Below are 20,285 nucleotides of genomic sequence, written 5' to 3'. Positions count from 1 at the left end.
ATGGCGACGATTACCGTTCGTAATCTGGATGATGATGTGAAGGAATTATTGCGCATTGCGGCGGCCAGAAAAGGCCATTCGATGGAAGAAGAAGCACGTTTGATACTAAAACAGGCGCTGACCACTACAGTGCCTGATTTTGGTCTGGGCAGTCAGCTGCGCCAGCGCTTTTCTTCCCTGAGCGTGGAACATCTGGAACTGCCACCGAAATGATCATCCTCAATACTGCCGTCATCCTTGAGATGATTAGCCCCTTCCCGCAAAAGAACGTGCTGCAATGGCTGGACGCGCAGGACGCCACACAACTGTATCTGACCAGCCTGAGCGTCGCGGCGCTTTTCAGCTGGGCGGATAGTCTGCCGGAGAATCAGCCGAAAGCCGCGCTTTCGGACGCTTTGCTGGAGATGATGAACCAGGATTTCGCGGGCAGACTATTGCCGTTTGATGCGGCCAGCGCGCTGTATTACCCGCGTGTGATGGCCTTATCGAAGGCGGCCAATATTGAGATGGCGGAGCGTGATATGCAGCTCGCGGCAATCTGCCTGAACCATCAGGCGGGGCTTGCCACAGATCACGCAGAAGTGTTTGCACACACGGGCGTGGTGTTAGTTAATCCATGGGATACGGCGGAAACACCACGATGGCGGGAAGAAGCGGCAGAGTATTATGTGATGAGCAGGAAGAATTAAGCCAGCGGCTGGGCTGCTGTTAAACCGTGGGTTGCCACCCACACCGGCCTTAAAGGTGGCTTATCGCCACCCCCCTTAAGGAATCCCGGGCTCTATTGCGCGCTCCGCGCTGGCTATGTTTCAGCTGCCGCAGCGCGATAAGTGATCGCCGAAATTGAGAAACCGAAACTTTCACCTGTCTGAATAAAAGGGATCATTAAGGCTCCCCTTAATCAAACCAGTTTTTGCTGTACCGCCACCGCTTTCAGCATCTCAACCGGTAACGGCAGATAGGCCCGAATTCGTAATCCCCCGCGGTCACTTTTCCCGATATCCAGCGTGCCTGAGTGGGCATCAATAATGCGCTGAACAATCGCCAGCCCGAGTCCGGTTCCGCTGGTAGTTCGCGCACTTTCGCCACGCACAAATGGCTGAAACAGATGCTTAAGCTGGTCAGGCTCAATGCCCGGGCCGTCGTCTTCAACCTGGAACCAGGCCCGCTGCAATTCGCGACCACTACTGACTTTAATCCAGCCGTCGCCATAACGGGCGGCATTCACCACCATATTCACCACGGCACGTTTGATAGACAGCGGATGAGCATTGACCAGCAATTCGCCGTCCGCCAGACCAGAGTCGATCTCACGTTCATAACCGCTTTCCGTCGCAATCACTTCGCCCAGAATACCGTTAAGATCGGTGATCTCGGTCGGCATCTCCTGTCCGGTGCGCAGATAATCGATGAACTGCTCAATAATCGCGTTGCACTCTTCGATATCTTTATTGATCGACTCGGCGAGATAACTGTCATCGTCACTCATCATTTCGGTCGCCAGACGAATGCGCGTCAGCGGCGTACGCAGATCATGGCTGACGCCCGCCATCAGAAGGGTACGGTCATCGGCCAGCAGTTTGACACCGGCAGCCATCTGATTAAACGCCCGCGTCACAGAACGCACTTCAGACGCACCGTATTCACGCAGCGGCGGCGGAATAATACCTTTCCCTACCTGCAACGCCGCATGCTCCAGCTCAACCAGGGGGCGGTTCTGTATACGGATAAACAGCCACGCGCCACCAATCGCCAGCAACATAATCGCCAACGTATAGCGGAACAGCGGAGAGAAATCGCCCTGATGGATTTCAGTAAGGGGAACCCGCACCCAGATGTCAGGCGACAACCAGGTTTTCAGCCACACCACCGGGGTATTTTTATTGACCTCGACGCGCACGTCAGTAGGACCACCGAGTTGCTGCGCCATCTGCTGACTGAGGAATTCGTAATGCTGCGCCCAGCGCAGGCCACTCTCCTCGGCCGCAGAGTTGGTATAAAGAGAAATGCCCAGTTCGCGGTAGATTTCGCGACGAAATGCCGGTGGAACCGCCAGCAACGTCCCATCTTCCAACTGCAGCCGGTCAGTCATCAGCATACGGACTTCGTATGCCAATACCTTATTGAACTGCTGCAGGCTGGGCAGAATGGCGAAGTTCAGCACCACCAGATAGGTCGTCACCAGGCTGACGAACAGCAAGGTGACGATTAATAACAGAGTTCGGGCAAACGAGCTACGCGGTGAAAAGCGTATTCGCTTCATGCCTTACTGCCGTCCGGTACAAATACGTAGCCCAGACCCCAGACAGTCTGAATGTAACGCGGATGCGCCGGATCTTCTTCTACCATACGACGCAGACGGGAAATCTGCACATCGATAGAGCGTTCCATCGCACTGTATTCACGGCCACGCGCCAGATTCATCAGCTTGTCACGGGACAGTGGCTCACGCGGATGGCTTACCAGCGCTTTCAGCACGGCAAACTCACCACTGGTCAGTGGCATAGGCTCATCTTCACGGAACATTTCGCGGGTGCCGAGGTTTAGTTTGAACTTACCAAATGAGATAACCGCCTCTTCCTGAGAAGGTGCGCCTGGCAGTTCATTGGCCTGACGCCGCAGGACTGCGCGGATACGCGCCAGCAGTTCACGCGGGTTAAATGGCTTAGGAATGTAGTCGTCGGCGCCGATTTCCAGGCCCACGATACGGTCAACTTCTTCCCCTTTCGCCGTCACCATGATGATCGGCATCGGGTTACTCTGGCTGCGCAGACGACGGCAGATAGATAAGCCATCTTCGCCAGGCAACATCAGATCCAGAACCATCAGGTGAAATGACTCACGGGTCAGCAAACGGTCCATTTGTTCAGCATTGGCAACGCTACGCACCTGGAAGCCCTGTTCAGTCAGATAACGCTCCAAAAGTGCACGCAGGCGCATATCGTCATCGACCACCAGAATCTTGTGATTTTCTTGCATTTAAATCTCCCAAAGGCGTGAATGCCTCAAGCTTGTATTGTTAGAAAAGTCAGCCAAAACAGACAGCGTTTAATGGTATATATTCTAGTCGAAATTGTAACAATGATTATGGATTTCCTAATTTATCAACAATATCAGAGGAGTCTTCTGCAAGCGAAGGTTGGTTTGTTACGGGGTGTCCCGCTCTGCAAACCTGCTCATCCGTTTTTCTGGTCATTATCTGAGCATTTCTACCGAAAGTATCAGGAAAATGATCATCTCAATGTGCCCGTGGGGATAAAAGTTTGGTGATTTTACTTATTCGTTTGATTAATAATAAAGTGATAAGGATAATATTTTATTTGAGAAATAGATCATTTACCCACCAACTGATCATTTGAATGAATTAACCAAACCATAAAGATCATAGACAGTGATATTTCAGATTAAAAACTCATTATCATTTAATTAGACAGGATGCCACCGACTATTCAATGTATAGAACACTTGATAGAATCCGGCGTCTGAAGGTGATGAATTCACTTTATTTAATCCGATAAAGTCATCTTTAGATTAACCACTAATTTTTATTTCTGAATGGACGCAAAAAATGAAAACCAAGTTCAAGCTCTTAGCGGGTGGGATATTTTTGGCTATGGCTGCAAATAGCTATGCGATCGATGGCGCTATTAATTTTACGGGTGCGATTGTTGAAGAGGCCTGTGAAATCAATGGGGGTGAAGAGCTCAATATACCTTTAGGGACTTATTCAGCAGCTCAATTCCAGGAAATTGGTGATCTCTCTCCGAAGATCCCTTTTACCCTGCCACTTGATAACTGTCCTGTCGTTACTGAAAGTAATCCTACCCCTCACTTCCGGATATGGCTGGAGTCAGATACCGTTGCTGATACCACTGATTTGATTGCACTTGGCAATGATTACGGTGATGAAATGGCGGATGGTGTCGGCATCAGAATCGAAGATGCAGAAACCAACGAGATAATGAAAATCAACGGATTACCTGACATCATCTATCCAATCCCCGGAAAGGTTATGAATGTCAACCTTCTCGCATACTATGAGTCGTTTAAATTGCCTGGCGATATCACTGCCGGTGCGGCAGACGCGCGCGTGAAAGTCACTCTCGATTACAGATAAGTACTTTGAGCCTTGCCCTGTAAAAAATTAATTCTACAGGGCATTTCTTATACGTTTATTCAATTACCGCATGGATATATTGCTACTGTAAGGATTCATATTCGAATGGGTAAGTCAAAAATATTAACATTACTTTTCATTATAACTTCAGTAGTTACATCACAAATAACCTATGCCGGCGGAATTATTGTCGGACGGACACGCGTTATTTATGATGCAGATAAAAGGGAAGCTACCCTTTCCGTTAAAAATAATGCCGATAACAATCCTTTCCTCATACAATCGTGGGTTGATGCGGGGGGAGAAAAAACACGCGGTCCTTTTATTATCACCCCGCCACTATTTCGACTGAATGCTCAACAGGAAAGTAACCTGCGCATTTCCTATAACGGCAGCGTCCTCCCGACAGACAGAGAGTCCGTTTTCTATATCAATGTTAAAGCGATACCTTCAACGCCAAAAAATACAAAAAACGAACTTAAACTGGTGGTCAATACGCGGATAAAGCTCTTTTACCGGCCAACAAAACTGCCCGGAAAATCGTTTGAAGCACCGAAGGCGCTCACTTTCTCCAGAAATAACGGTCATCTCGTTATCAAGAATCAGAGCCCTTATCACGTTGTTTTCAGTTCACTCAGCATTGGCTCAACTTTTTTAAAAGAGGTGGCCATGATTGCGCCATTGAGCGAGCTGGATGTCATTCTTCCCGCGAAAATCTCAGGCAACAGTGTGAAATGGGAAGCGATAAATGACTATGGCGGCACGACAGAACGATATGAGCAACCTCTGTAACCGGACCAATAAAGCCACGCCATAACTCACAGCAATCGCCTAATTACGGCAACTCAGAAGCACGAGAAAACTATGCTCACGGATGAAAAATTTTTACAGAAGAGCTTGTCTGGAGACATTAAAAAGACCTCCGCGCCGCTCGTGCTAAAACTGGGTGGCCTGCTGGCCAGTACGGCTTTGGGATTACTCGCCGCTCACCCGGCCCGTTCAGAAAATGTCTATTTCGATCCTCAGTTCATCGAGCGTCAAGCCGGTGATGTTGGGGATGTCGACCTCTCGTTGTTCCAGAGTAATGACCAGGCACAGTTACCAGGTAACTATGACACTGCATTGTATGTGAATAAAAAATTAAAAATACGTCATTCAATCAGCTACTTGTCCAAACCAGACGGCACGCTTGAGCCACAGATCACGCCTGATATATTGCGGTTACTGGGCGTCAATGTTGATGCGTTTCCGGCGTTAAAAAATCATCAGCCGGACGCACCTTTGGGTTCGCTTGCACAATATATCCCTGCTGCAGACGTCAAATTTGATTTCTACCTCATGCAGCTTAATTTCAGCATTCCGCAGGCAGCGATCCTTCAAAAAGCTGAAGACTATATTGATCCGGAAAAATGGGATGACGGCGCACCTGTACTTTTCTCAAATTATTCCTATTCAGGCGGCCAGAGGAGTTACCGAAATGGCAGTGATGATTCCAGCCAATACCTGAATCTGCAAAATGGCTTCAACGTAGGCCCGTGGCGCTTACGTAATTATACGACTTACAGCAACAGCGGAGGTGAGAAGCGTTGGGATACGATCTCAACCTACGCCGAACGGGATATCAAAACCTTAAAATCAAAATTCCAAATCGGTGAAAACTCGACCTCCGGAGAAATCCTCAGCAGTGTCCCGTTCTCCGGGGTTCAGCTTTTTTCTGACGATAATATGCTGCCAAACAGCCAGCGCGGTTTCGCACCCACCATCCGGGGTATTGCAAACTCAAATGCAGAAGTCACTATCCGGCAAAATGATCACATTATTTATCAGTCTTTTGTCCCTCCGGGTGCCTTTGAGATTAACGATCTTTATCCCTCATCCTACAGCGGAAATCTTGAGATAACGGTGAAAGAAGCTGACGGGACTGAACGCCGGTTTAATCAGCCTTTTTCAGCGATTCCCATCATGCAACGCCCTGGTCGTTTGAAATACAGCGCAACTGCGGGGACTTATCGCGCGACAGATAACAATGAGAAAGAGCCAACCTTTGCTCAAGGTACGGCTATCTATGGTCTTTCAAACACCATTACGTCCTACGGTGGCTCTGTGGTATCTGAAGATTACCTCTCAGGACTCATCGGTATTGGTTATAACCTCCGGTGGCTGGGCGGCATTTCGGCTGATGTTACCCATGCCCGTTCCACACTGGACAATAATCAAACCACCTCAGGTCAGTCATATCGCGTCCAGTATTCGAAAAATATTGAAATGACCGACACAGATTTCAGTCTGGCAAGCTATCGGTACTCAAGTGCGGGATATTACGACTTCGATGAGTCTACACAATATCTTGATGGCGACAATGCTCCGGAACTTGATTATCACAAACGCAGTAAAATCCAGTTCAATATCAATCAGACATTGTGGCAAGGCGCGAGCCTGTATCTGTCAGGATACAAACAGGACTACTGGAACAACAGCGGCAAGGAGAAGAATCTCTCACTGGGCTTAAACAACAGTCTGTTTGGTATCAGCTATAACCTGAGCTATTCCTACAGCCAGTTACAGGATCAGGATAACGATCAACAGATATCCCTGAACGTCCGTATTCCGCTCAGCCGTTGGTTGCCACAAAGCTGGGGGACATACAATGTCTCTCACCAGAAAGGCGAAGGGACACGGCATCAGGTTGGATTAAGCGGAACCGCGCTTGACGATCGTCGCCTGAGCTATTCAGTTCAGCAAAGTTATACCGATCATAACAGTGAAAGCGGCAGCAACCTTTACTCTTCTTACCGCTCCTCCTTTGGCAATCTCAATGCAGGTTACAATTACAGCAGGGATTCTCAGCAACTCAGCTACGGCATTGCCGGCGGGATCGTGGCGCATTCCCGGGGTGCCACTTTGTCTCAACCTCTCGGTGATTCCTTTGCATTGATTGATACCAATGGAGCCAGTGGGGCACGTCTGCAAAATCTTCCTGGCGTCAGAACAGACTGGCGTGGTTTTGCTGTCGTCCCGTATCTGACTGCGTATAACGAAAACCGTATCGCCATGGACACCACCACCCTGCCTGACGACGTAGATATCGAAAATACCTCAGCCATTGTGATCCCGAATTCCGGCGCCATGGTGACGGCACATTTTGATGCCCGAGTGGGGGCCAGAGTTTTGGTGACACTTGTCAGACCAAACGGGGCCACAGTCCCGTTTGGTGCCGTGGCGGCCACTGATAAACAAAGCAATATCGTGGATGAGGGCGGCGTCGTTTATCTGTCAGGTATCCCGTTAGAAAAACCCGTTTTACTTCATGTCAAATGGGGGAATAACGCATCTCAGCAATGTCAGGCTCAACTCAACATTTCTGCCTCAACCTCTCAGGTGAATTCGCTGAAGGCTCAGTGTATTTAAGGATAATTCATGCACACTAAAAAACAGGTTTTGCACAACCTGACATCACTCATAAAGCTCGCACTGTTGGGGATCGCCATAAATAGTTTTTCATCCCTCGCACAAGCGGGATCGGCAATGTGCTCGCCAGAAAATGGTGCCGCCGTGAGTTATGAAAACTTTCTTCATGAAGACATCCCCGCGTCGGACAACGAGAGAGGGAAAAAGTATGAAAAAAGCATGAATGGTGGAATGCAAAATTACACCATTGCCTGCAATTGTACCGACAAAGATGCCAGCAGCCGCAGTGGAGTACTGCTGATGTACACCGTAAAAACCGCCTTACCTAAGGGAACTGAGCCGGGATATTACAAAATTAATGACCACATTGATGTCAAAGCAAGCCTTGATCTGCCTCCGGCAACTGATGTTCCGGTGCCGACGACCAAAACACTTGGCGATGCCACGCATCACACAGATGCAAATAATAACGGCGTTTGCGTGCAGCAAAATACCCGTGCCAGCCTCGACATTGGTTCTCAAGGTTCATTAACTTTTTATATCACCACCCCTTTTATCGGAGAACTGGATATACCAAGAACAGAGATCGCTGAGATTTATTTGTCATCAGGTACGGCCATAGTGACCGCCCCTCCGCTTGGCTCCCCTGTTGCCCGCGTCTACGTCAGCGGAAAACTGACCGTACCCCAAAGCTGCGAAATCAATAAAGGTGAAACGATCACGGTCAATTTCGGTGCCATCGCCACCAATAAATTCACCACGCTCAATCAGCCTCCCAGAGGGTTTATTCCTGTAACGTTCAACATTACGTATGACTGCACAGCCAATGGATTGCCGAAGATCCCGGCAGGTACACAGCTTGCCATGCTGTTGAAGGGGGACGACCTGACAGATCAGTACACGCTGGTCGCCAGACGCCGGCCTTCTGACAATAAAGCCGATATTGGTATTCGCGTTGAGAATGCCAGCGGTACAGCGATCCCTTTTGAATCTGGAAACTTACCCATGAATCAAAACGGTATGGGAAACATCTCTATGACGGCTTACCCAATTAACCTCATTGGTGGCGGGCTGGATACCGGCGAATTCAGTGGGATGGCGACCTTGAAAATAGATATCCGATAAGCCTGCCACGCTGTTCAGTTCACAATCTCAATACTCACCAACCGGCTGTCCGCGCGCCCGTGGTCGTCCACCGCGCGAATGCGATACTGGCCGTTATTGATAGGCCGCCAGTCGATAGCGGATTTGCTGGCGGAGCTGCCGAGGTAGATGTCATCGACAAACCAGTACACCGTTTTACTGTCCGCATCCGTGACCGCATTAAAGGAAATCCGGTCACGGCCTTGCTGTGACTGCCGCAGCGTGTAGGTGGTATTTTTCAGCGGTGACGTGATGCGTGGCGGATTGCCACTCACGTCAACGCCCTCATCCTTGCAGTGATTCGCCGGGGGCTTACGTTTTGGCAACCCTGCCTGTGCAAAAACATTCGCCAGATCCGATGGCCAGAACTCAAACACTTCCGTACGGGTTTCGTCCTCCTCATAAGGCGGGCATGCCACTTCACCGGTCAGTTTATCGAGGCGCACCGGGCGGTAAACCGTATCGACTTTGATCGGCGACTTGCCCGGAATAAACCAGGTTTTGCCTTTTTGCTGGCACCATGGCGTCGGCAAATCACCGCTGGCCAGGCAGATATCCACCCGTTTCAACCCTTTGGGAAACGGGCGTTTGGGTTCCTGCAAATCAGGATAACTGGCGGTAATGCTGTCGATAATATTGAAGAACAGCGGCGCGGCCGCATCGGCACCGACAAACACGTTGTTGCCTTTGCTGTCGAAATTCCCTTCCCACACCACCAGCACGTAAGGCCCGAAAACCCCCACGCTCCAGGCATCACGAAAGCCCCAGGACGTGCCGGTTTTCCAGTAAACTGGCAGTGAAGACGGTGCCTGTGCCAGCGTATCGCCCGGACGGCGGTGCTGGCGCAGCATATCGAGGGTGATGAAACTGGCCTCTTCACTCAGTAACCTGACCGGCGTTGTCTGCCGCGGATCGGATTTCTGCATCCGTAACGGCTGTAAGACGCCACGGTTCGCCAGCAATGCGTACAGTTTTGCCAGTTCCTGCATCGTCACTTCGCCACCGCCCAGCACCAGCGATAAACCATAATGGTTCTCGCTGGACATATCCGCCACGCCGGAAAGACGCAGAAACTGATAGAACGTCGGCTGGCGAAGCTGTGAAGCCACATACACGGCCGGAATGTTGCGGCTGAAGTTCAGCGCATCGGTGGCAGTCACTGGTCCGAGAAATCGCCGGTCGAAATTCTCCGGCGCATATGCCCCAAATGCTGAAGGTACATCTTTGAGAATAGTCATCGGATGCAGCACGCCCTGCTCCATGCCCAGCGCGTAAATAAACGGTTTGAGCGCCGAACCGGGCGAGCGTTTCGCATTGGTGCCGTTCACCTGCCCCTGAATCGTACGGTTGTAGTAATCGGCGGAACCGACCAGCGCACGCACACCCATATCACGGGTATCGGCCAGCACAACAGCAGCATTGTGAATCCCACGGCTTTCGTTGCGGGTGATAAACGCATTCACCTGCCGCTCGATCAGCCGCTGCAAACCGGCATCCAGTGTGGTGTCGATACGGGTATCCGTGCGGATAATTTGCGGGTTCTGCTGGCGTAACTGCTCGATGAAATGCGGCGCAATATAAGGCATCTGTTCGGGCTGGCGCAGTGCCAGCGGCAATCTGAACAATGAAGTCTGGCTGCTGTCGGTTGCATAATGGGCCTGCCAGCGCTGGAAAAGCCGGTTACGAGCCTGCGTCAGCGCCGCACCGACAACACCCGTTTTAGAGTCGATACGGTAGCTCGGCGATTGTGGCAGAACCGCCAGCGTCAGTGCTTCCGGTAACGTCAGATCCTTCGGGGCTTTGTTGAAATAAATCAGGCTGGCCGCGCCAATGCTTTCAATATTTCGCCCGTACGGTGCGGTATTCAGATAGGCTTCGAGAATGTCATGTTTGGAATAACTCAGTTCCAGTTGCACCGCGCGCAGAACCTGCATGATTTTACCCGATGGCGTGCGGGTGTTCAGATGCCAGTGCATCCGCGCCAGTTGCATCGTGATAGTGGAGCCGCCCTGCATCTTTCCACCCGTCACATAGCTGCGCCAGAACCCCCGCATCAGGCTGAACGGGTTAAAACCGGGGTTGATATAAAACCAGCGATCTTCATGCAGCAACAAGCTTTTCACCGCCAGCGGAGAAACCTGTTCAAGTGGCGTCCAGAGGCGATAACGGTCGTCGTTCGCCAGCGTGATACGCATCAGCGTACCCTGACGGTCATAATAGACGGTGGAAAAAGGCTGGCCCTGAGAAAGGAGCGGATGTGGCCAGAGGCGGCATGCCACAATAATCATCGCCAGTAAAAAAACCGCCATCGCGATGTTTTGCAGCAGACGTTTGGCTGTTTTAGAAAATGCGCGAAAGGTGATCATCTTGCTACTCAGAACAGGTTAAGCCCCGCCATCAGCGGCGGGGCTTCTGCATTGTGTTATTTTTTAGCAACAGCCGCTTCATCAGCCGGCACGACCACCAGTTTTTTATCACTGACCGACAACGTCTGAACTTCACGGTTATACATCGCTTCCCCGTAAGCCGGAGGGATCACGAAACTGCCGGTGTTGGTGGCTTTAATCTGATACACAAACTCCTGCACATCGGTGCTGGCGCTGCCGTAAATCACCACGCGATCTTCACGAATATCGCTGTAATCCGGTGCCCACGTAGAACCCGATGCCGCCAGCGGTGACTGCCAGGACGCTGAAGCTTCTGCTTCACTGTTTTCATCACTGCTGTCAGATTCCGGTTCCGGTGGCGTTTGCTGGACCACTTCGAATCCGCCCGGCAACAAATCCACAATCGCCAGATTGTCCTGCCCTTCCTGCGAGTTGGCGCGGACTTTCAGATGCACATTGATCTTCTGCCCCAGCGTCACCTGCGTGACTGCATTGCCTTTTTCATCGGTGTAATCGCGGGTGATTTCCAGACCGCGGGAAATGGCTTTCTTCGGCGCTGCCAGATCGTAACCCGCCTGCGTCACCACGTACCAGGCGGGCGCGTTATTGCCGTTTTCAATGCGAAGTGCCTGTGCGTCAGCGGTGAAATTCGCTTTAGCAAACAGCCCCTGAACCTGTGAAATCAGCTGCGGTTCCACATTTTTGGTTTTGCTTAGTTGCGTAATTTTCAGCGCATCCGGTGCCGTGGCCTGCGCCGCCACCTGTGCGGAATAACTCTCCAGCGCCAGAATGCTCATTGCCGAGGAATACGTGGTGTAGCGTTCCTCTTTCAGTGCCTTGACCATATTTTCCAGCACCTGTGGCGGAATCGCGGAGACTTTTTCCGGGAAGTGACGGGTGATCAGATACAGCCGCGTCGCGTCCTGCACCAGTGGATCAAAGTAACTTTGCGTCCACCAGGCTTTGTCATACGCCCTGCTCAGTTGCGCCCACGTTGGTTGCAACAGCGTATTCGCCTCATCATCCATTTTCAGCAGACGGTAAGAAGACGCCAGATACATCGCGCTGAGATCGGTTTTCCAGGTGTCCGGATAGCGCTGCTGCAAGGTATCCTGCACCGAGGCCAGCGAACTGGTGGTGATTTCACCCTGACGCGTCAGCAAATAAACCGCCCATGCGCGCAGACGCAGGGTATACAAATCATCATTCTGATTTGCCGCCAGTTCGCGCAGTGCCGAATTGGCTTCTTCCAGCATACCGGCTGGCAACGCAACGCCCGCCGCTTTGGCTTCCAGCAGATATTGCACTACATACGGCGTGACGAACGGATCGGTTTGCGGCGATGAACGCCACAGGCCAATCGCGCCGCTGTCGTTCTGTCGTGAACGCAGCACCCCCAGCATATCTTTCAGTTGCTTGCTGCTGTCCGCCGGGCTGAGATTGCCACGCATTTCCGGATGCACGGTTTCGAGGATCAGCGGCACCGAGCGGCTGACAATCTGCTCAGAACAGTAATACGGATAATCCGCCAGATACTGGGATAACCCGCTGGTCAGTACCAGCGGCGAGTTGGACACCGCCGCGTTACGCACCGCGTAAGCATCAAACATCTGACGCAGGTTATCGACGTTCTGGCCGCTGCCGTTCATGCGTCCCATCACCGACTGCGTGCGGAACGGCATTGCCGGGCGCACCGACGTACTGATCGTGCGGCGGCTGGTTTTATCGCCATACGTCGCCTCAAACACCAGCGGCGCATCACCCGGCAAGGCTTTGGCGCGTAAGCGGAAATTAATCACGCCCTCGCGTTTTTCAGCCAGCGACAGGTTCTGATCGGCCTGGCCCACCACTTCAAGCTGCGGCGGTACAGTCAGGTGGATAGCAACAGGAATGCTTTTGCCGTTCAGCCCTTCGAGGTTGTTACTGACACCTACGCTGACATCAAACTCATCACCCGGTGCCACCATCGACGGCACGTTTGGCGTCATGATGAAGTTGTCGCGCACGGTTGCCGAGGTCTGCGCTTTACCGATTTTGTCCGGCGTCACGGAAATCGCCATCACGCGGATTTTACCGTTGAAATAATCCGGCACCGGATAATCAAACTGCTTCTCGCCGTTCACTTCGGTAATGCCCGACCAGTACGCCACCGGCTTGTCGCGCTTACGTTTAAACGGATTGACGTTCAGATCCAGCCCTTCACCGGCGTCACCGCCCGGCGCGGCGGCGAGCTGCATCAGCTTGCTGAATTCCGGCAGGATAAGATCCAGAATCTGCGAGCTTTCCACGCCCAGTTCACGTTTACGGAAGAAGTACTCCAGCGGATCTTTCAGGCGATAACGCGCCACCTGCAAAATCCCTTCATCGACGGCAAACAGCGCCACCTGTTGCGGGCCGTCGGTCTTCACCGTCATGACCAGATTTTCCCCCGGTTTAATCACCTCAGGCGCGTTGACGTCGAGAGTGTTCTGGCGGGCTCTAGTGCTGATTTTGAACGGCATCACGCCGTAGCTCAGCGGGCTCATAAAGATTTCATTGGAATTCACATCACGCACGAACTGCACGTTGATGTAGCCGTTGCCTTCCATGCCTGCAGGAACACGGATTTTCTGCACCGAACTGGTGGTGTCGGTATGGAACCACTGCCAGCTGTAGACTTTATCTTTCTCGATGGTAATCAGCCCGCTGCCGGTGTACGGCGCGTTAACGGATACCTCGATTTCCTCACCCGGCTGGTACTCCGCCTGATTGAGTTTCAGCTTCAGTTCGGCATTCCTGTCCAGCGAACGGCTGAGGTTGGCGTTACCGGCCACGGTATAGCCAATGCGGTTCAGCACATTGCCTTTCGCATCTTCAATAACCAGCACGAAATCACCCGGTTTATCCGTCGCCAGCGTCAGGTCGTTGCCCTGCGCCGTCAGTGACAGCGGCTGTTCCGACAACTGCACTTCCTTCATTTTCGACTGATATTTGTAAACGCCGGAATCCTGTTTGGTGAGCACTGAAATGTATTTCTGTTCAATCAGCGCGACTTTCAGATCCGGCAACGCAATCTGCTTCAGCGACGGGTCGACCGCAATAATGTTCAGATGGCGCGCTGCATCGCGGTTGATATAGCCTAAATCGCCGTCGGCTTTTACGCCGACCAGAGAGTCATACGGCGATACCAGCACCCGAGCCGTTGCGGCCACGGAACGTCCGCCACCGGCCACGAACGCCTCGGACAGCAGTTGCAACTGATAGGTCGCGTCAGCGTAAGATTTCAGATCCAGCGGGATATTCGCCGCGCCTTTTTCATCCGTCGTGCGGTCTTCCAGCTCCGTTTCGAAACCGTCGCTGTTCTGGCGGTTCTCATAGAAAGCGTAATCCGGGAACTGATCGAAGCTCGGATACATCGGGCGCAGCGTCAGTTTCGAGGTCACGCGCCGGTCCTGCGCAGGCGTACCGAACAGGTTCTGTACGTCAATATTGGCCTGCAATTCTGAGGGTTTCACCCAGCCTTGTTTACGCTCCGGCGTCAGTTGTAATTTCACCTTCAGCTGATCCGGCTCGAACTCTTTGACGTTAACCGAGGTATGTCCCAGCAAAGTGGAAGACTCATTGTCTTTGCCGATCAGATACAGATAGACATTCCATTCACCGGTAGGTGAATTATCGTCAGTGGTATAACTCAGCTCATTGAAACCGCTGGCACCGAGCGTCAGCGGGATGGTGCTCATCAGCTTGTCGCGCGGGTCGTGAATTTCCGCACGCACCGGCACACCCGCCAGCCCGTTGCTCCAGTCGGCAGCGCGGGTGATCAACCCGATATTGAAGGTATCCCCCGGACGATAAACGCCGCGATCGGAGAACAGATAACTGCTCAGCGTACGCGGGTCATTGGGGGTGATTTCGCCATCGACATCAAAACGGGAGAAGTCGAGGCCGCGATCGTTATTCCGGTCCGCTGGCAGGAAGGAGACATCGCCCTCTTTTTCCACCAGGAACATCACCGGCTGACGCTCGCTGGTATAAACGTCCAGCGCCGGGAAACGTACATGCCCGTCAGCACCGGTGGTTTGAGTCAGCAGCGTGACGCCGTTTTTAGCAATAACCGAGACTTTCGCATTTGCCACCGGTGTGCCGCTGTGAATTGACTGCACAAATACGTCGCGTGTTTTATCCTGCGAACGCTTGGCAATAATCCCCAAATCGGTGACAACAACGAATCGCGAATCGCCAACCGGCGCTTCATCTCCGCTCTGGTCTTCATCCTGATACACATTGCCGTCGTCATCCGCTTCCGGTTTCACTTCTTTCTTTTTCGGATCCCATTCCGACAGCGTCAGCAGGAATACGCCGCGATGCGAGGTCGGATCGGTGGAGAGATAACGCGAAAGATCGACGCCCTGATAATTCACTTCACCCGGCTTGTCGTTATTCACCGCCGTCTGATATTTGAAGTGCTCGGTGAAATACTCGTCATTCAGGCGGTTAAATTCCGCCGATGAATATTCACGACTTTTGAACGACACGATGTGTTGCAGCTGGCTCGGGATCACCCGTTTGATGTCCAGGCGCAGCCCCGGTACGTTACGCGCCGCGACGCTGATTTGCTTGTCACCGTTGACCGACAGCAACGAGCCTTGCGACATAAATTGCAGGGATTTCGGATAATCCGGAACCTGAACGATGCGGTAGACTTTTTCCGGCATTTTATAGCCGCCGGAAGATGTCAGAATATTGTCAATCTCCACCAGCATGGCACGGTGGGCTGGCGCATCGAAACGGAAGCTGAACTGCGGCTGATAATCACTTTCCGCGTCATTAAGCTGGATATTCAGCGGGGTGGCCTGCGCGAGCACATTATTCTCGACGCTGTCGACTGCCCAGCTTGCGTAATCATCCGGGCCTTTGGCTTCGTCCTGATCGTTTGGATTATGCTGTGGCAGTAACCACACTTTGACTGCCTGGCGGATATCTTTGTCTTTGACCGCGTCGCTGAACCCGACGATCAGCGCACGCTGGCCTTTCGCGCCATCGGCATCCACCACCTGCGCGCTGGCTTCATTCACCGTCAGGCTATAGAGCGTCGGCACGGACACCACGCCATTCTTCGCCTGCGCGGTGGCATTTGAGAGTACAGAGGCCTTCACGCCTTCGCCAATGATGACACGCACGGAACCACCGTGATCCAGCGATTTCAGCGGTTCGGAATGTACCCAGGCATTGAGTTTCTTCTGGTCATAGACCACAGAATAATTGAGTTTCGTCCCGGTTTTGGCTTTCCCTTCGGTCAGGCCAAGCGAAATCTGTTTTTCGAAACTGGCGACATCCACCGGTGCGTTGAATTTAACGTTAAAAATCGCGCTGCGTTTTTGGGGATCCTGCGGGTCCTGATAATACTCGGCCTGACCCAACTGATAACCGAAAGCTGGGGCAGAAAATTCATAGCGAGTTTTCGCCAGTTTAATTTGTGGCGCAAGCAGCACATCAGGGGTGAAGTTCACATCATATTTGTTGCCCATCGGCAGCGGATTTTTAGGCGTGAACACTAAGGTGTAACCACTTACCCATTTCCATTCACCTTCCGTGGCAGGTTTCAGGGAAATCCCTTTTTCGACCACTTTGCCCACTTCCGTCACGGGCGCGGCAGAATGACGGAAACTAAAAATGACTTGCTGCGGTGCAGGCTTTTGCGCGGCGTAATTGACGGACTCGGGGCCGCTGACGCTGACGCTGGTGTTCTGATAAACCATTGGTGCAGGTTCTATCGGCTGCGGGCGATTGAGCCACCAGTGCCAGCCGTAAACGCCAGCACCTGCGGCGCACAGCAAAACCAGAATCGCCAGACTGATGGCTTTCGGGTATTTATCTACGCCATTTTCCATCCGCGTAAAGCTGCGCTTCAGCCAGCCGGAAGTGGCTGTCCACCAGGCAGGCGCCCGCCAGTCAATATTCCCGACCAGCGGTTTGAAGACACGACCCAGCAGGCCCAGAACAAAAGCCAGCACGCGGAAAACACCTTTTATCAATGTAAAAGGCAGACGAAGTAAGAATTTTAATAAATCCATTTGTTGCTGTACCCCTAATCCCTGTGAACCATCGCCAGAAGTGATATTTTTATGCGAATCAGGACTTTTATTAAATTCAACGCATTGCGCCGCAGGATAATGATTATTCGCCTAAAAAGCCATCAGATAAAGCGTAGCAGCAACCGGGGATTTCCGGCTGATTTCTGCGCTGCCAGCGACACGATTGTGTGAAACAATAGCGCGAGGATTTTGCGCAAAGCGACAGGTGACATGAAGACGAAACTGATTACCCGTGAAGGCTACGACAAGCTCAAAACTGAACTGGATTTCCTGTGGCGCGATGAACGCCCCGAAGTGACCAAAAAGGTCACCTGGGCTGCAAGCCTGGGCGACCGCAGTGAAAATGCCGATTACCAGTACAATAAGAAACGGCTGCGTGAAATCGACCGCCGCATCCGCTATCTGACCAAATGCATGGAACAGCTGCGCATCGTCGATTATTCACCGCAACAGGACGGCAAAGTGTTCTTTGGTGCCTGGGTGGAAGTCGAAAATGACGACGGCGACATCAAGCGTTTCCGCATTGTCGGATATGACGAAATTTTTGGCCGCAAAGACTACATTTCTATCGACTCGCCGATGGCGCGCGCGCTGTTGAAAAAAGAAGTCGGCGACAGTCTGGTGGTCACCACGCCGGTTGGCGACGCGACCTGGTACGTCAATGAGATTGACTACGGGAAATGATCAGCTAACTCTCAAAACACGCAGGCGGACAGCCTGATGACTGGCATTTTATGTCTTCAAACCGTATAACTGTGCCCTGCTTTTTAAACGAAAAAAACTGATATCAGACCTATGAATGATCAACTGAGCCGCATTATCGCAAGTGAATTGCAGGTTCGCCCGGAGCAGGTTGCTTCCGTGGTGCGTCTGCTGGATGAAGGTAATACCGTGCCGTTTATTGCGCGGTATCGTAAGGAAGTCACCGGTGGGTTGGACGATACCCAACTGCGTCAGTTGGACACCCGTCTGGGTTATCTGCGGGAGCTGGAAGACCGTCGCCAGACCATCCTCAAATCTATCGAAGAACAGGGCAAACTCAGCGACGACCTGGCAAAAGCCATTAATACCACGCTGAGCAAAACCGAGCTGGAAGACCTTTACCTGCCGTTCAAACCCAAGCGCCGCACGCGCGGACAAATCGCTATCGAAGCCGGTCTGGAGCCGCTGGCCGAATTGCTGTGGAACGAGCCACAAAACGAGCCGGACGCTGCTGCCGCAAAATTCATTGATGCCGATAAAGGCGTGGCCGACACCAAAGCTGCCCTTGATGGCGCACGTTACATTCTGATGGAACGCTTTGCAGAAGATGCCGCGCTGCTGGCGAAAGTCCGCGATTACCTGTGGAAAAACGCCCATCTGACGTCCCGGATGGTGGAAGGTAAAGAGCAGGAAGGCGCGAAATTCCGCGACTATTTCGACCATCACGAACCGATTTCTCAGGTGCCTTCGCACCGCGCGCTGGCGATGTTCCGCGGCCGCAACGAAGGTATCTTACAACTGGCGCTGAATGCCGATCCGCAGCATGACGAGCCGCCAAAAGAAAGCTATGCCGAACAACTGATCATCGACCATCTGGGCCTGCGCCTGAACAACGCGCCTGCTGACGTCTGGCGTCGTGCCGTGGTCAACTGGACATGGCGTATCAAAGTGCTGCTGCACCTCGAAACCGAGCTGATGGGCACCGTGCGCGAACGCGCCGAAGATGAAGCGATCAACGTTTTTGCCCGCAACATGCACGATTTGCTGATGGCCGCCCCCGCCGGTATGCGCGCCACTATGGGTCTGGATCCGGGTTTACGTACCGGTGTAAAAGTCGCCGTTGTGGATAACACCGGCAAACTGGTGGATATCGATACGGTTTATCCCCATACCGGTCAGGCAGCAAAAGCCGCACAACAGGTTGCCGCGCTGTGTATCAAACACAATGTCGAACTGGTGGCGATCGGTAATGGCACCGCATCCCGCGAGACCGAGCGTTTCTTCCTTGAGCTGCAAAAACAGTTCCCGGCGGTAAAAGCGCAGAAAGTGATTGTCAGTGAAGCCGGTGCGTCGGTGTATTCCGCCTCCGAACTGGCGGCACTGGAATTCCCGGATCTGGATGTTTCTATTCGCGGCGCAGTCTCTATCGCCCGTCGATTACAAGATCCGCTGGCGGAGCTGGTGAAAATCGACCCGAAATCCATCGGTGTTGGTCAGTATCAGCACGACGTCAGCCAGTCTCAGCTGGCGAAAAAACTCGATACCGTGGTCGAAGACTGCGTGAACGCCGTGGGTGTTGATCTCAATACCGCATCCGTTCCCCTGCTGACCCGCGTGGCCGGTCTGACACGCATGATGGCGCAGAATATCGTTAACTGGCGCGACGAAAACGGTCAGTTCCGTAACCGCGAACAGTTGCTGAAAGTCAGCCGTCTGGGGCCAAAAGCCTTTGAGCAATGCGCGGGCTTCCTGCGTATCAACCACGGCGACAACCCGCTTGATGCCTCGACAGTTCACCCGGAAACCTATCCGGTAGTGGAACGCATTCTGGCGGCGACACAGCTGGCGCTGAAAGAACTGATGGGCGATTCCAATGTGCTGCGTGGCCTGAAAGCCAGCGAATTCACCGATGAGCAGTTCGGTGTGCCGACGGTCACCGACATTATCAAAGAGCTGGAAAAACCGGGGCACGATCCGCGTCCAGAGTTTAAAACCGCGACCTTTGCCGAGGGCGTTGAAACCATGAACGACCTGATGCCGGGCATGATCCTCGAAGGCTCTGTCACTAACGTCACCAACTTTGGTGCGTTCGTCGATATTGGTGTCCATCAGGACGGCCTGGTTCACATCTCGTCACTGGCGAACAAATTCGTCGAAGATCCCCACACGGTGGTGAAAGCCGGCGACATCGTCAAAGTCAAAGTGATGGAAGTCGATCTGCAACGCAAACGTATCGCGCTGACCATGCGACTGGACGAGCAACCGGGCGAAGCACCCGCGCGCCGTTCTTCCGCGCCAGCGTCAGATTCACGAGACAATCAGAAACGCCACGCGCCAAACAAACCGTCGGGCCGCAATGCCGCGCCAGCAGGCAATAACGCGATGGCCGATGCTCTGGCCGCCGCGCTCGGCAAAAAACGTTAATTCTTCGTTTTTCCCCGCCACACCAAAGCC

12 protein-coding genes are annotated in these 20,285 nt (G+C 52.6%); 8 read left to right on the top strand and 4 right to left on the bottom strand.

Features of this window, described 5'->3' with window-relative positions; translation table 11 throughout:
* Both ABIC79_RS17565 and ABIC79_RS17560 read left to right on the top strand, forming a co-directional pair.
* Complete coding sequence (locus ABIC79_RS17565) at positions 1–213, top strand: FitA-like ribbon-helix-helix domain-containing protein (RefSeq protein WP_013573602.1); 213 nt, start codon at positions 1–3, stop codon at positions 211–213.
* Positions 210–689: a PIN domain-containing protein gene (locus ABIC79_RS17560; RefSeq protein ID WP_013573601.1), complete on the top strand. Its 480-nt coding sequence runs from the start codon at positions 210–212 to the stop codon at positions 687–689. Before ABIC79_RS17565 ends, ABIC79_RS17560 begins: the two co-directional genes overlap by 4 nt.
* 212 nt (positions 690–901) lie before the next feature.
* Here ABIC79_RS17560 and envZ read toward each other — a convergent pair whose 3' ends face one another.
* Entirely contained in the window at positions 902–2,263 is a 1,362-nt protein-coding gene (gene envZ, locus ABIC79_RS17555) for a two-component system sensor histidine kinase EnvZ (protein WP_013573600.1), read from the bottom strand.
* Positions 2,260–2,979 carry an osmolarity response regulator transcription factor OmpR gene (gene ompR, locus ABIC79_RS17550; RefSeq protein WP_009635740.1) on the bottom strand — a complete coding sequence of 240 codons (720 nt, stop codon included), beginning with the start codon at positions 2,977–2,979 and terminating at the stop codon, positions 2,260–2,262. Before ompR ends, envZ begins: the two co-directional genes overlap by 4 nt.
* A gap of 589 nt (positions 2,980–3,568) precedes the next feature.
* On the opposite strand from ompR, the gene ABIC79_RS17545 reads away from it, so the two are divergent.
* From ABIC79_RS17545 to ABIC79_RS17530, 4 genes are all read left to right on the top strand, one after another.
* Complete coding sequence (locus ABIC79_RS17545) at positions 3,569–4,117, top strand: fimbrial protein (protein WP_013573598.1); 549 nt, start codon at positions 3,569–3,571, stop codon at positions 4,115–4,117.
* 105 nt (positions 4,118–4,222) lie between these two features.
* A complete protein-coding gene (locus ABIC79_RS17540; protein ID WP_013573597.1) occupies positions 4,223–4,909 on the top strand; it encodes a fimbrial biogenesis chaperone in 687 nt (228 codons plus the stop codon).
* Positions 4,910–5,014: 105 nt separating this feature from the next.
* Positions 5,015–7,525: a fimbria/pilus outer membrane usher protein gene (locus ABIC79_RS17535; RefSeq protein WP_225444970.1), complete on the top strand. Its 2,511-nt coding sequence runs from the start codon at positions 5,015–5,017 to the stop codon at positions 7,523–7,525.
* Positions 7,526–7,534: 9 nt separating this feature from the next.
* Positions 7,535–8,650: a fimbrial protein gene (locus ABIC79_RS17530; RefSeq protein ID WP_119261113.1), complete on the top strand. Its 1,116-nt coding sequence runs from the start codon at positions 7,535–7,537 to the stop codon at positions 8,648–8,650.
* A 14-nt stretch (positions 8,651–8,664) separates the two neighbouring features.
* On the opposite strand, the gene pbpC is transcribed toward ABIC79_RS17530, so the two are convergent.
* Both pbpC and ABIC79_RS17520 read right to left on the bottom strand, forming a co-directional pair.
* Positions 8,665–11,034, bottom strand: coding sequence for a penicillin-binding protein 1C (gene pbpC, locus ABIC79_RS17525; protein ID WP_121019995.1), 2,370 nt, complete (start codon positions 11,032–11,034; stop codon positions 8,665–8,667).
* A 56-nt stretch (positions 11,035–11,090) separates the two neighbouring features.
* Complete coding sequence (locus tag ABIC79_RS17520; RefSeq protein ID WP_354567961.1) at positions 11,091–17,108, bottom strand: alpha-2-macroglobulin family protein; 6,018 nt, start codon at positions 17,106–17,108, stop codon at positions 11,091–11,093.
* A 231-nt stretch (positions 17,109–17,339) separates the two neighbouring features.
* Here ABIC79_RS17520 and greB point away from each other — a divergent pair, with 231 nt between their 5' ends.
* Entirely contained in the window at positions 17,340–17,813 is a 474-nt protein-coding gene (gene greB, locus ABIC79_RS17515; protein ID WP_013573592.1) for a transcription elongation factor GreB, read from the top strand.
* A 111-nt stretch (positions 17,814–17,924) separates the two neighbouring features.
* Positions 17,925–20,255, top strand: coding sequence for a Tex family protein (locus ABIC79_RS17510; protein WP_131638459.1), 2,331 nt, complete (start codon positions 17,925–17,927; stop codon positions 20,253–20,255).
* Positions 20,256–20,285: the final 30 nt, after the last annotated feature.

The sequence above is a fragment of the Rahnella sp. 2050 genome (assembly GCF_040544515.1).
GTDB classification, from domain to species: Bacteria; Pseudomonadota; Gammaproteobacteria; order Enterobacterales; family Enterobacteriaceae; genus Rahnella; species Rahnella aceris.
The sequence above is the reverse complement of the archived record's forward strand: the minus strand, read 5'-3'. Positions and strand labels throughout refer to the sequence as shown.